The sequence below is a fragment of the Streptomyces sp. NPDC044002 genome (genome assembly GCF_056434525.1).
The window spans coordinates 15,883-28,335 of sequence record NZ_JBWKEZ010000089.1 but is presented as its reverse complement, the minus strand read 5'-3'; the positions used below and the strand labels follow the sequence as shown (position 1 = coordinate 28,335).

Annotated in this window: 11 protein-coding genes and 1 tRNA gene; 7 read left to right on the top strand and 5 right to left on the bottom strand. The window is 74.0% G+C overall.

Translation table 11 applies throughout. The features are described from left to right. On the top strand, positions 1 to 1,911 hold a 1,911-nt coding region (locus AC07A6_RS37585), incomplete at its 5' end, for an MFS transporter (RefSeq protein ID WP_478780126.1). A 97-nt stretch (positions 1,912 to 2,008) separates the two neighbouring features. Beyond that, a complete protein-coding gene (locus AC07A6_RS37580) occupies positions 2,009 to 2,212 on the top strand; it encodes a hypothetical protein (RefSeq protein WP_478780125.1) in 204 nt (67 codons plus the stop codon). Between the two features lie 74 nt (positions 2,213 to 2,286). Here AC07A6_RS37580 and AC07A6_RS37575 read toward each other — a convergent pair. Next, positions 2,287 to 2,362 (bottom strand) — tRNA-Arg (locus tag AC07A6_RS37575). 147 nt (positions 2,363 to 2,509) lie between these two features. Here AC07A6_RS37575 and AC07A6_RS37570 point away from each other — a divergent pair. Beyond that, the gene (locus AC07A6_RS37570; protein WP_478780124.1) at positions 2,510 to 3,754 is read left to right on the top strand and encodes a cytochrome P450 family protein; all 1,245 of its coding nucleotides are present in this window, start codon (positions 2,510 to 2,512) and stop codon (positions 3,752 to 3,754) included. Here AC07A6_RS37570 and AC07A6_RS37565 read toward each other — a convergent pair. The 3 genes from AC07A6_RS37565 to AC07A6_RS37555 are packed head-to-tail and all read right to left on the bottom strand — an operon-like array spanning position 3,708 to position 6,537. Next, positions 3,708 to 4,679 (bottom strand): endonuclease/exonuclease/phosphatase family protein, encoded by a 972-nt coding sequence (locus AC07A6_RS37565; RefSeq protein WP_478780123.1) that lies wholly within the window; start codon positions 4,677 to 4,679, stop codon positions 3,708 to 3,710. The genes AC07A6_RS37570 and AC07A6_RS37565 overlap by 47 nt on opposite strands. 55 nt (positions 4,680 to 4,734) lie before the next feature. Beyond that, on the bottom strand, positions 4,735 to 5,223 hold the full coding sequence (locus AC07A6_RS37560) for a RidA family protein (RefSeq protein ID WP_362471793.1): 489 nt from the start codon (positions 5,221 to 5,223) through the stop codon (positions 4,735 to 4,737). Positions 5,224 to 5,259: 36 nt separating this feature from the next. Continuing rightward, entirely contained in the window at positions 5,260 to 6,537 is a 1,278-nt protein-coding gene (locus tag AC07A6_RS37555) for a M6 family metalloprotease domain-containing protein (protein ID WP_362471796.1), read from the bottom strand. Positions 6,538 to 6,841: 304 nt separating this feature from the next. Between AC07A6_RS37555 and AC07A6_RS37550 the strand changes: the two genes are divergently transcribed. From AC07A6_RS37550 to AC07A6_RS37540, 3 genes are all read left to right on the top strand, one after another. Continuing rightward, positions 6,842 to 7,573, top strand: a complete 732-nt coding sequence (locus tag AC07A6_RS37550; RefSeq protein ID WP_478780122.1) for a TetR/AcrR family transcriptional regulator — start codon at positions 6,842 to 6,844, stop codon at positions 7,571 to 7,573. A gap of 98 nt (positions 7,574 to 7,671) precedes the next feature. Further along, positions 7,672 to 9,213 carry an MFS transporter gene (locus AC07A6_RS37545; RefSeq protein WP_478780121.1) on the top strand — a complete coding sequence of 514 codons (1,542 nt, stop codon included), beginning with the start codon at positions 7,672 to 7,674 and terminating at the stop codon, positions 9,211 to 9,213. A gap of 134 nt (positions 9,214 to 9,347) precedes the next feature. Beyond that, complete coding sequence (locus AC07A6_RS37540; RefSeq protein ID WP_386275291.1) at positions 9,348 to 10,133, top strand: dioxygenase family protein; 786 nt, start codon at positions 9,348 to 9,350, stop codon at positions 10,131 to 10,133. A gap of 55 nt (positions 10,134 to 10,188) precedes the next feature. On the opposite strand, the gene AC07A6_RS37535 is transcribed toward AC07A6_RS37540, so the two are convergent. Beyond that, positions 10,189 to 10,851, bottom strand: a complete 663-nt coding sequence (locus AC07A6_RS37535) for a Uma2 family endonuclease (RefSeq protein ID WP_478780120.1) — start codon at positions 10,849 to 10,851, stop codon at positions 10,189 to 10,191. Between the two features lie 533 nt (positions 10,852 to 11,384). Between AC07A6_RS37535 and AC07A6_RS37530 the strand changes: the two genes are divergently transcribed. After that, the gene (locus AC07A6_RS37530) at positions 11,385 to 12,362 is read left to right on the top strand and encodes a sigma-70 family RNA polymerase sigma factor (RefSeq protein ID WP_362471808.1); all 978 of its coding nucleotides are present in this window, start codon (positions 11,385 to 11,387) and stop codon (positions 12,360 to 12,362) included. The last annotated feature ends 91 nt before the right edge of the window (positions 12,363 to 12,453 follow it).

Here is a 12,453-nt window from a genome sequence, read left to right as displayed (position 1 = left end):
CCCCCCCCCCCCCCCCCCCCCCCCCCCCCCCCCCCCCCCCCCCCCCCCCCCCCCCCCCCCCCCCCCCCCCCCCCCCCCCCCCCCCCCCCCCCCACGTCCTGGCAGTCGTACGAGAGGGTGACGTCCGTGACCACAGCCGAGCAGCGGCAGACGGGGGCGGCGGCCGGGCGGCCGGAGCCGCCGCGCGGCCCCGGCGCGCCCGCGCGCCCGCCCGTCCGCACGCCCGGCTGGGCGCACCGGCACCCGGTGCTCGTGGCGACGGCCGCGGCGGCGGTCCTGCACGTCGTCTGGTTCTTCTGCTTCGCCAACAGCGGCGGGGACCTCGCCGCGCAGGACGCCTGGGCCGAGTTCGTCGGCCGGCACCCCGACACGGCGTACAACCTCGCCTGGTACGGGGGCATGCACCCGGTCTCGTACAGCGTCGTGTCCCCGTACGTGATGCACGTGCTCGGCGTCCGGACCACCATGATGGTCGCCGGCACCGCCTCGGCGGGGCTCCTCGCGCTGATCCTCACCCGCTGCCGCGGAGCCGTCCGCCGCCCCCTGTGGCCGGCCCTGGCCGGGGTCTACGGGCTGCTGTGCAACGCCCTCTCGGGCCGGGTCACCTTCGGGCTCGGCACCCTCTTCGCGCTCGGGGCCGTCGCCGCCGTCTTCTGCTGGCCCCGCAAGTGGGCCCGGCGGCGCTGGGCCAAGGCCGCCGTCGCCGCGCCGCTGGCCGGGCTGGCGACCGCCGCGAGCCCGGTGGCGGGGCTCTTCCTCGGGGTGGTCGCGGCCGCGCTGTTCCTGAGCCGGCGGCGGCCGGGCGCGTACGCCCTCGGGCTGGCCCCGGTGGCGGTCGTGGGGCTGTCGGCGTGGCTGTTCCCCTTCTCGGGGACGCAGCCGATGAAGATCGGTTCGGCCGGGCTGCCGTTCCTCTTCGGGCTGGCCGTCGCCCTCCTCGTACCGAAAACCTGGCGGACGGTCCGGACCGCCGCCGCCGTGTACGCCCTCGGGGTGTTCCTGACCTGGGCGATCGACTCCCAGGTCGGCTCGAACGTCACCCGCCTGGTCATGCTGTTCGGCGGCGCGGTGCTGCTCGCCGCCGTCCCGTACGCGGCCCCGCGCTCGCGGCGCCGGTACGCCCTGCTGCTGGCCTTCGCGGGCCTGACCGCGTGGATCACCACCAACAGCGTCACCGACGTCGTCCGCACCACCCCGGTGGCCGCCTGGAACCGCGAGCTGGCCCCGCTGGTCGACCAGCTGCAGAAGGCCGGCGCAGACCGGGGCCGGGTCGAGGTGGTACCCGCCAGCAGCCACCGGGAGTCCTCGGCCTTCCCCTCGTACGTGAACCTCGCGCGCGGCTGGAACCGGCAGGCCGACCTGGAGCGCAACCCGCTCTTCTACGACGACACCCTCACCGCGGAGAGCTACCGGGACTGGCTGGACCGCTGGGCCGTGCACTACGTGGTGCTGCCCGCCGACAAGCCCGACTCGGGCGGGGAGGCCGAGGCGGCGCTCGTGCGCGGGGGCCTGCCGTACCTGAGCCAGGTGTGGGGCGACGAGAACTGGCGGCTGCTGCGCGTGGACGCCCCGGCGAGCCTGGTCTCGGGCCCCGCGAAGGTGGTCCGGGCGGGCGCCGACCAGCTGGTGGTGGAGGTCTCGGCGCCCGGCCGCGTACTGGTGCGGATCCCGCACTCCCCGTGGCTGGGGCTGGTGGACGGCGCGGGGAAGCCCGTACCGCCGCCGCGGGACGCGAACACCTCCGGGTGCCTGTTCAAGGCGGCCCCGGACGCCGCAGGGGACGCCTGGACGGAGCTCCTGGCCCCGGCGCCGGGCGAGTACCGGGTCTCGGCGAAGTACCAGCTCCCGCGCGGCACGCCGTGCCCGGAACCGCTGATCCACCGGACCCTGGGCACCCCGCCGCGGCCCTGACCGCCCTGATCCAGGTGCACCAGCCCCCAGATGTGCATACGATCCCAGTAATCCGATTTGATCCGATTGGCTGCTTCCCGAGGGAGTTGACGACGGGATGAGCAAAGAGCAGAAGCAGGACGTCCAGGCGGCGATCGCGAAGGCGGCGGAACGCCTCCAGGCGCCCCAGACCCAGGGCCACGGCTTCGAGGGCCCGCTCCGCAGCAAGGTGAAGGGCGGCGCCCACACCAAGGCGGCCCTCAAGCGCGCCGGCACCCCCCAGGGCGACCGCATCGGCGAACGCAGCAGAGGCCTCAGCTGACTCCTCGAAGCGGCTGCCACCCCCCGACCACGACGCGAACGGCCCGGAGCACGATCGCTCCGGGCCGTCCCCGATGGTGCCCCCGGCAGGATTCGAACCTGCGACACCCGCTTTAGGAGAGCGGTGCTCTATCCCCTGAGCTACGAAGGCGGGACTGCCTGGACCCGGCCCGGTGTTGCGGCCCGGTCTTCGGCTGACCGCTCAACAGCCTAGCGGATCGAGGTGCGCGGGTGCCGCCTCTTAACCTGGTTCCATGATCCGGCGCGCGCGGGGCCGCCGGCGAGGGGTGGGGGTGTCATGGCCGGGGGCGTTGACGCGGGGGTCGTGCAGCAGCCGTTCGGGGAGGGCTTCCGGGCCGATCCGTACGCCGTCTACGCGCGGTTGCGCGAGCAGGGGTCCGTGCACCGGGTCGCGCTGCCCGACGGGTCGGAGGCGTGGCTGGTCACGCACGAGGCCGATGTGCGCCGGTGGCTCGCCGACCCGCGGCTGTCGGTGGACAAGCGGCACGCCGGGGACGGCTTCAAGGGGTTCGCGCTGCCCCCGGCGCTCGACGCCAACCTGCTCAACATGGACGGCGACGACCACCTGCGGCTGCGCCGGCTGGTCGCGCAGGGGTTCACGCCCCGGCACGTCGAGGGGATGAGCGCGTCGATCAGGGCCGCGGTGGACCTGTTCGCCGGCCGGCTCGCCGCCCGGGCCGGGGAGGACGGGACGGCCGACGTGGTCGCCGAGTTCGCCAGGCCGCTGCCGCTGAAGGTCATCGGGGACCTCTTCGCCGTCCCGGAGGCGGACCGGGAGCGGTTCTCCGGGTGGGTCCTGACCATGCTCGACCCGGCCGGCCGCGAGGAACTCGCCCGCGCCGTAGTGGAGATCCACCGGTTCTTCACCGCCCTCGTCGCCGAGCGGCGCGCCGCGCCCGGCGAGGACGTCCTGTCCGGGCTGATCGCCGCCCGGGACCTGGACGACCGGCTGAGCGAGGACGAACTCGTCTCGCTGGCTTTCTTGGTCATCATGGCCGGCAGCGAGAACGTCCAGCACCTCATCGGCAACGGGCTGTTCACCCTGCTCACCCATCCCGAGCAGCTCGAAATGCTGCGGCAGAAGCCCGAACTCCTCCCCGACGCCGTCGAGGAGCTGCTGCGCCACTCCCTCGCCAACCAGACCGCCATCCGCCGCTTCCCGACCGAGCCCGTCGAGATCGGCGGCGTACGGATCCCCGCCGGCGACACGGTGCTCCTCTCGCTCGGCTCCGCCCACCGCGACCCCGCCCGGTACCCGGAGCCGGACCGCTTCGACGTCACCCGCGCCGACAAGGCGCACCTCGCGCTCGGGCACGGGCTCCACTACTGCCTCGGCGCCGCCCTGGCCCGCACCCAGCTCACCCTCGGCCTCGGCGCCCTGCTGCACGGCCTGCCGGGGCTCCGACTCGCCGTGCCGGCGGGCGACTTGGCGTGGACCACCACCTTCAGGTTCCACGCCCTGCGCGCGCTGCCGGTCAGTACCGCAGCGACGCCGCCACCGGCAGGTGGTCGCTCGCGGTAGCGGGCAGGGTCCACGCCGAGACCGGGGCCAGCCCGCCCCGCAGCAGGATCTGGTCGATCCGCGCGACCGGGAACCGGGCCGGCCAGCTCGGGCCGAAGCCGGCGCCCGCCTCCTCCTGGGCGGCGGTGAAGCCCCGCGTCACCGGGGCGAGCGCGCTGTCGTCGGTGGTGCCGTTGAAGTCCCCGACCAGCAGGGTCCGCCCGCCCGGCCCCTCCCGCAGCCGGGCGGCGAGGTTGCGGGCGGCCTCGTCGCGGCGCGCCGTGGCGAAGCCGCCGGTGCCCAGCCGGACGGAGGGCAGGTGGGCCACGTACACGGTGACCGGCCCCTTCGGGGTGTCGGCGGTGGCGCGCAGCAGGAGCCGCCACGGCACGATCGGGGTGGCGTCCGCGTCCCGCAGCGGGAAGGTGCTCCACAGCCCGACCGTGCCCCGCACCACGTGGTACGGGTGGCTCGCGGCCAGCGCCCGCTCGTACGCGTCCAGCGCGGGCGGCGTCAGCTCCTGCAGGGCGATCAGCTGCGCCCCCGAGGCGGCGACGGCGCGGGCGGTGCCCGCCGGGTCGGGGTTGGCGTCGTCGACGTTGTGCGTGACGACGGTGAGGTCGGCCGGCCCGCCCCGCGAGCCGTCGCCCAGGGCGGGCCCGTACGCCCACCCCCAGGCGAGGGCCGGCAGCAGTACGGCGGCCAGGGCGCCCCGGGAGCGGCGCAGCAGGGCGGCGGTGAGCAGGACGGGCACCGCGAGGGCGGTCCAGGGCAGGAAGGTCTGTACGAGGCTGCGGGGGTTGCCGCTCGCCGGCCCGCCGGGCAGCCAGGGGTGCGCCACCAGGAGCAGGGCGGTCAGGACGGCGAGGGCCGCGACCGCGCCCCCGCGGGGAGGGCGGAGCCGGGCCGCGGCTCCCCGGCGGCGGGGTGTCGCGTACGGGGTCATGCCCCAGGTGACGCGTCCGGCGCGCCGGAGGTTCTGCGCTCGCGGCCGGCCCCGCTCACACCCCCATCGGGGTGTGCAGCTCCACGGTGATCTCGACCTCGACCGGGGCGTCCAGCGGCAGCACCGCCACCCCGACCGCGCTCCGGGCGTGGATGCCCGCGTCGCCGAAGGCCGTGCCGAGCAGCTCGCTCGCGCCGTTGACCACGCCCGGCTGGCCGGTGAAGTCGGGGGCGCTCGCCACGAAGCCGACGACCTTCACCACCCGCTTCACGGCCGACAGGTCCCCGGCGACGGAGGCCACGGCGGCGAGGGCGTTCAGCGCGCACTGCCGCGCGAGCTCCTTGCCCTGCTCCGGGGTGACCCCGGCGCCCACCTTGCCGGTGACGGGCAGGGCCCCGCCGGTCATGGGCAGCTGGCCGGAGGTGTGGACGTAGTGCCCGCTGACCACCGCCGGTACGTACACGGCGACGGGCGCGGGGGCGGGCGGGAGCTCCAGCCCGGCCGCCGCCAGGCGTTCCTCGGGGGTGGTGGGGGTCGCTGTCACGGAGGGCCTCCTCGGGGCGGGCTGGGGGGGAAGGGGTCAGGGCCGGGTCACGCGGACCTGGTAGCGGCCGTTGCGGAGCTCGCCCACGACGGCGATGGTGATGCCCGCCTTCTCGTCGGTGAAGGTCTCGCCCGGCCGGAACGGGGCGTCCGACAGTTCGGCGTGCACGTTGGGCCGCCGGGTGCAGCCGCCGCTGCCGGTCGCGCTGTCGGAGACGGTGACCGGCCCGCGCCCGGTGTCCACGTCCGAGTCGACCTTGTAGATCAGTACTCCGGGCTTGCAGACGGCCTCGTCGTTGCCGGCGCGGGTGCGGACCTCCACCGCGTAGCCGGCGCTCTCGGAGAGGGGGACGAAGGCCAGCTTCGTGCCGCCCTCGACGGCCAGCGGGGACAGGACGTGGTCGCTGGTGCCGGAGGTGGAGGCGCAGCTGACCTGGCTGCTGTCGAGCCAGCCCAGCTTCCACTTGTGCCAGCCGAGGAGGTCGTTGTTGGCGCCCCAGTCCTCGCTCATGATGTCCCAGTGCCCGACGGTGCCGCCGCCGTCGGCCGTGTACAGGTCGGGCAGTCCGAAGACGTGCCCGTTCTCGTGGGGGAGGACCCGGTAGCCGGTCTCCCGGTAGGAGCCGGAGCCGTCGTCCTGGCGGCTGTAGACGAAGGACGTGTTCGCGAGCGGGACCCCGTCGGCCATGGGCGCCTCGCCGTTGCCGGAGAAGGTGACCGACAGGACGGTGTCCAGTGCGGACGGGCCGGCGTTCGGGGTGACCAGGATGTTGACCAGGTCGTACCGGCTGAAGTCCACCTCGGCGTCGGCGGCCTTCGCGATGTGCTCGACGAGCTGGCGGTAGCCGGGCTCGTACGGGGACCCGCGTTCGATCCCGTACGCCGCGAACGGCATCGGCATCCGCAGCCAGTCCCGCACCGGTGACTCGGCGCGGTAGGTGAGGCGGCCGTAGGAGCTGGTGCGGAACCAGTCGGAGGTCTGGGGGAAGAACTCCGCCAGCCGGTCCATGGCCGTGCCCTCGCCCTTGGCGTCCGGGAAGTCGATCATCAGGTTCAGTGCGCGGACCTCGCCGGTGGAGCGGGAGTACCCGGGCGGGGTGGGCAGGCCCTCCGACATCTGGACGCCCATGGTCCCGGTGATCCGGCAGGGGGCCAGTACGGATTCGGCGCTGGTGGCGACGGGGCCGGCAGCCGACTGGCCGCGGCCGGATATCCCGCCGCTGGCGGTGGCGGTGACGCCCAGGGCCAGTGCGGTGAGGCCGATGAAGGCGCTGGTGCGACAGGGTCTGCGTATCCGGCGGCGGGTCTGCGGCATGGAGATCGCCTTCGGTCCGCGGCAGCCGGCCGGGTCCGGACTGCTCTCTGTGGGCTCACCCTCCGACGATTGCGACACGCCCGCGCGTCGAAAGCCTCCAAATGTGATCCGACCGGGGCAAAAGCCCCTCCTGGGAGTGTGGCGCAGCTCACACTCGCGAGTGAAATAACCGGGGACTGGATCCCCGTTTGAACAGGAGTCCCCACGAAGCGGGGATCGGCTCCCCGGTTACGGGCGGCCGTACGGACCGATCCGCACCGATCCGCACTGATCCGCCGGATCCCGCGCCCAGGAAGGCCCCGGAATGAAGAGCCCCGCCAGCACCCCGGCGGCCGCACCCCGAGCGGCCGTGGACCTCACCGGAGCTGACGCCGGAGCCGGCGCCTGTGCCGCGTCCGCGGCACCCGGCCGGGTCCCGAAGCCCCGCGCCGACGCCGTGCGCAACCGGGAGCGGATCCTGGTGGCCGCGCGCGAGATGTTCGTCGAGTTCGGATCGGAAGCCCCCCTCGACGAGATCGCCCGCAGGGCCGGCATCGGCAACGCCACCCTGTACCGGCACTTCCCCGACCGCGCCGCCCTCGTCCACCACGTGGTGCTCTACGTGATGGACAGGGTCACCGCCCTGGCGGAGGACGCGCTCGCCGAGGAGCCGGACGCCTTCGCGGCGCTCTGCCGCTTCACGCACGGCGCCGCCGACGAGCGGATCGGCGCCCTGTGCCCGATGCTCGCGGCGGGCTTCGACCACGACCACCCCGAACTCCTCGCCGCCCGCGCCGCGTTGGAGGCGGCCGTGGAGCGGCTGGTCGGCGCCGGCCAGAGCGGCGGCCTGCTCCGCCCCGACATCGGCGTCGGCGACCTGATGGTCGCGCTGTCCCAGCTCAGCCGCCCCCTGCCGGGGACGGACTGCCTGGGCGTGGAACGGTTCGTCCACCGCCACCTCCAGCTCTTCCTGGACGGCCTGCGGGCCCCCGCCCGGTCCGAACTGCCCGGCACGGCGGCCACGTTGGACGACCTGAGGCGCATGCCCCGGCACTGAGACCCTCCAGAGCCCAAGACTTCTTTTTCAGACGTTTTCAGACATTTTTAGAAGTTCAGTAATTTTTCAGTCATCCGCACAGTGAAGTGGGTACCCCCATGCCGAAAACAGCCGCGAGCACCCCGCCGGCTGCCGTCGACCCCAGCCGGTGGAAGGCCCTGGTCTTCATCGCCCTGGCGCAGCTGATGGTCGTCCTCGACGCCACCATCGTGAACATCGCCCTCCCCTCCGCCCAGACCGACCTCGGCATCTCCGACGGCAACCGCCAGTGGGTCATCACCGCGTACGCGCTGGCCTTCGGCGGACTGCTCCTCTTCGGCGGCCGCATCGCCGACAAGTGGGGCCGCAAGAACGCCTTCGTCGTCGGCCTGATCGGCTTCGCCCTGGCCTCCGCCCTCGGCGGCGCCGCGACCGGCGAGGCCATGATGCTGGGCGCCCGCGCCCTCCAGGGCGCCTTCGGCGCGCTGCTCGCCCCGGCCGCGCTCTCGCTGCTCGCCGTCACCTTCACCGACGCCAAGGAGCGCGCCAAGGCCTTCGGCATCTACGGCGCGATCGCGGGCGGCGGCGGCGCCGTCGGCCTGATCCTCGGCGGCTTCCTCACCGAGTACCTCAACTGGCGCTGGACCTTCTTCGTCAACATCCCCTTCGCGGTCGTCGCGGCCGTCGGCGCCTGGATGGTCATCCGCGAGCCGGCCGGCTCCCGCAACAGCGCCCGCCTCGACGTCCCCGGCGTGATCCTCTCGACCCTGGGCCTGGTCGCCCTCGTCTACGGCTTCACCCGCGCCGAGTCCGCCGGCTGGTCGGACACGGTCACCGTGGCCATGTTCGTCGCCTCGGCGCTGCTCCTCGCCGCCTTCGTGTTCGTCGAGTCCCGGGTGAAGTCCCCGCTGCTGCCGCTGCGCGTCCTGCTGGAGCGCAACCGCGGCGGTGTCTACCTCTCGCTGGGCCTGGCCGTCATCTCGATGTTCGGCCTGTTCCTCTTCCTCACCTACTACCTCCAGGTCGTGAAGGGCTTCTCGCCCGTCAAGACCGGCTTCGCCTTCCTGCCGATGATCGCGGGCATGATCACGGGCTCCACCCAGATCGGCGCCCGCCTGATGACCCGCGTCGCCCCGCGCCTGCTGATGGGCCCCGGCTTCCTGCTCGCCGGCGCCGGCATGCTGATGCTGACGCAGCTGGAGGTCGGCTCCTCCTACCCGGCGCTGATCCTGCCGGCGCAGCTGCTGCTGGGCCTCGGCATGGGCACGGCCTTCATGCCGGCCATGTCCCTGTCGACGTACGGGGTGGACCCGGCCGACGCCGGCGTGGCCTCGGCCATGGTCAACACCTCGCAGCAGGTGGGCGGCGCGATCGGCACCGCCCTGCTGAACACCATCGCCGCCTCCGCGACCACCGCCTACCTGGCCGACCACGCGGCCGAGGCCGCGGCGGGCGGCCCGGCCGCGAAGCTGGTGCAGGCGCAGGCCATGGTCGAGGGCTACTCGTCCGCGATCTGGTGGGCCGTCGGCATCCTCGTCGCCAGCGCGGCCATCGCGTTCACCCTGATCAACACCGGCCGTCCGGGCCAGGGCGGCCCGGTCGCCTCCGGCTCGGGCGCCGGCGAGGACGCCGAGATCAAGGTCCCGGTGATCGCCCACTGACGGGGCGCCGCGTGCGGGAATGACTGATCACCCCGTCTCGTTCAAATTTGAACGAGACGGGGTTAGTCTTTTCGAGGGACCCCGCACCGCACCCACGACCGAGGAGCGCCCCCGTGACCACCGAGACCCCCCGCATGCCGGCGCTGTACCTCAGCCACGGGGCCCCGCCGCTCGCCGACGACCCGCTCTGGCCGGCCGAGCTCGCCGCCTGGTCCGCGGCCCTGCCCAGGCCGCGCGCGATCCTGATGGTCTCCGCCCACTGGGAGGAGGCGCCGATGGCGCTCGGCGCCGTCGAGCCCGTCCCGCTCGTCTACGACTTCTGGGGCTTCCCCGAGCACTACTACCGGGTGCGGTACGGGGCCCCGGGCGCCCCGGAGCTCGCCGCCTCGGTCCGCGCCCTGCTCAAGGCGCCCGGCACTCCGGTCCAGGACGTCCCGGACCGCGGCCTCGACCACGGCGCGTACGTCCCGCTCGTCGAGATGTACCCGGAGGCCGACATACCGGTCCTCCAGATCTCCCTGCCCACCCTGGACCCGGCCCGGCTGATGGACATCGGCCGCAAGCTCGCCCCGCTGCGCGACGAGGGCGTCCTGATCGTCGGCAGCGGCTTCTTCACCCACAACCTGGCCGCGCTGCGGCACACCGGGCCCGGAGTGCCCGGCTGGTCGGCCGAGTTCGACCACTGGGGCCGGGAGGCGCTGGCCGCGCAGGACGTCGACGCCCTGCTCGACTTCGAGGCCAAGTCCCCGGCGGGCCGCCTGGCTCACCCCCGCACGGAGCACTTCGCCCCGCTCTTCGTCACCCTCGGGGCCGCGGGATCCGACCTCGCCGCCCAGCACACCCCGGTGGACGGCTTCTGGATGGGCCTGTCGAAGCGCTCCGTCCAGTTCGGCGCGGGCCCCGGCTCCGTCGCGGCCTAGGCGCGGGCTCCCCGGCCGGGCGCGGACCCCGCCGCCCCGGCGCGGACCCCGCCGTCTAGGGGACGCGGGCCGGCCCGGTGACCTGCTCGCCGATCACGAAGCCCCGGGCCGGCCCCTCGGGCACGACCACCGCGGTGCCGTACGGGGCCCGCACCTCGCAGGCGTACCGCGCATCGTCGGGGACGGGGCCGGTCAGCACGCTGACCGTGCCGTGGCCGTCGTAGTCGTCGACGATCACGTACACCGGGATCCCGGCCCGGGCGTACGCGCGGCGCTTGCGGACCCGGTCCCGCGCGACGTCCTGCGGTCCCGGGGCGACGACCTCGGCGACCAGCGGCACGCTCGACGCCTTGATCCCCAGCTCCCCCCGGGCGGCGTGCCCGGTGAGGTCGTCCGGCGCGAGGAGCACGTCCGGCGCCCAGGCCTGGTGGCCGCCGACCACGTACATCGCCATGTAGGGGGCGTACGGGCCCCCGGCGAGGTGGGCGGCCAGCCGGGACCGCAGCCGGTTCGCGGTGAGGGCGTGCGTGAACGGCCGCCCTACCCGCCACATCTCGATCAGCCCCTCCACGATCTCGACGCGGAAGGTCTCGGGCGGGTCGATGGCCTGCCAGGCCCGCCAGAGGGCCTCGTCGAGCTCGGGGTCCGGGTCGGGACCTTCGGGGCCGGCGCTCGTCGGCGCCGCGGTGCGGGACGGCCGCGGGATGTGTGCGATCACTCCCGGCACGCTACGGCCGGAATGTGGCATGCCGTCGGAATATGCCCGCGCTTCACCCGGACGAGGGCCGAATCACCCGGACGGGCGCACGTGCGACAGGCGTTCGCCACCCTGGGGCTGTATGGGCGCTTTGTCGTGTTTCCAGCGATTCGATCGCCAGTCCAGGCAACCAGGAGCCCGTGCGCTCCGTCTTCAGGGTGGGAGCGCGCCCACGGGCGGCGCCGTCCCGGGCTCGATCCGGGGGCGCCGGATGTGACGGCGGTCTCACGGGCGCCGTCACCGCACGGCCCCGCGGGCACCTCCGGGCCGGTCGTCAGGACCGGCCTGACCTGCGCGTTCCCGGGTTCTCGCAGGAGGCCGCCGACCCCGGTTCCGAGGGGCGGCGGGGCAGGATACTGCAAGATCTCGAAAAAGGGAGACCGGCGTGGGAATTCTGTCCCGATTCCAGTCGTTGTTTCCTTTCGGAAGCGGGCACTCGGAAGAGTGTCCGAGGACGCACCGCGACCGATTCATCGCATCGCAAGGGAGCACGCATGGCAACCCGCGCCGTCGCCCGTCGTCAGTCCACGAGCAGCGCCCGCGCTGCGGGCGGGGAGATCGTCGACCGCGACCTGGTCGGCATGTACCTCGACGAGATCGCGCGCACCCCGCTGCTCGACGCCGCCAGGGAAGTGGAGCTCTCGCAGATCATCGAGGCGGGCGTGTACGCCCGGCAGATCCTCGACGGCGAGATAGAGCGCGACGGGGAGACGCCCGCCCGCGAGGAACTGGAAGCCCTGGCCGCCGAAGGCGAGCGCGCCAAGGAAGTCTTCATCCGGTCCAACCTCCGCCTGGTCGTGGCCGTCGCCCGCCGCTACCCGCGCAGCGGCCTGCCCCTGCTCGACCTCATCCAGGAGGGCAACGCCGGCCTGGTCCGCGCCGTCGAGAAGTTCGACTACGCCAAGGGCTTCAAGTTCTCCACGTACGCGACGTGGTGGATCCGCCAGGCCATCACCCGCTCCATCGCGGACCAGTCCCGCACCATCCGCCTCCCCGTCCACCTCGTGGAGGAGCTCGGCCGGATCCGCCGGATCCAGCGTGAGTTCAACCGCGAGCACGGCCGCGACCCCGAGCACGCCGAGATCGCCGCCGAGCTCGACTCCACCGAGAAGCGCGTGGGCGACGTCCTGGACTGGGCGCGCGACCCGGTCAGCCTCAACATGTCGGTCGACGACGAGGGCGACACCCAGTTCGGCGACCTGCTGGAGGACACCTCCGCGATCTCGCCCGAGCAGTCCGTGCTCTCCCTGCTGCGCAGCGAGGAGCTGGAGGACCTCCTCGGCAAGCTCGACCAGCGCACGGCCTCCATCATCAAGATGCGCTACGGCATCGAGGACGGCCGCGAGCGGACCCTGACCGAGGTCGGCAAGCAGCACGGCCTGACCCGCGAGCGGATCCGCCAGATCGAGAAGCACGCCCTGCTGGAGCTGAAGCGCATGGCCCGCGACACCGGCTTCGACGCGGTGGCCTGACCGGCCCGCGGCCAGGGTCCCGGACGGCCGCAGCGCTCCCGCTCCCTCCCCGGACGAGTCCCGGTGCCAACCCCCCCGGCGCCGGGGCTCC

Bases quoted from the DNA above. Each gene is read 5' to 3' on its own strand.
- AC07A6_RS37580 (WP_478780125.1), top strand. From the start codon at position 2,009: ATGAGCAAAGAGCAGAAGCAGGACGTCCAGGCGGCGATCGCGAAGGCG.
- AC07A6_RS37530 (WP_362471808.1), top strand. From the start codon at position 11,385: ATGGCAACCCGCGCCGTCGCCCGTCGTCAGTCCACGAGCAGCGCCCGC.
- AC07A6_RS37550 (WP_478780122.1), top strand. From the start codon at position 6,842: ATGAAGAGCCCCGCCAGCACCCCGGCGGCCGCACCCCGAGCGGCCGTG.
- AC07A6_RS37545 (WP_478780121.1), top strand. From the start codon at position 7,672: ATGCCGAAAACAGCCGCGAGCACCCCGCCGGCTGCCGTCGACCCCAGC.
- AC07A6_RS37540 (WP_386275291.1), top strand. From the start codon at position 9,348: ATGCCGGCGCTGTACCTCAGCCACGGGGCCCCGCCGCTCGCCGACGAC.
- AC07A6_RS37565 (WP_478780123.1), bottom strand. From the start codon at position 4,679: ATGACCCCGTACGCGACACCCCGCCGCCGGGGAGCCGCGGCCCGGCTC.
- AC07A6_RS37555 (WP_362471796.1), bottom strand. From the start codon at position 6,537: ATGCCGCAGACCCGCCGCCGGATACGCAGACCCTGTCGCACCAGCGCC.
- AC07A6_RS37570 (WP_478780124.1), top strand. From the start codon at position 2,510: ATGGCCGGGGGCGTTGACGCGGGGGTCGTGCAGCAGCCGTTCGGGGAG.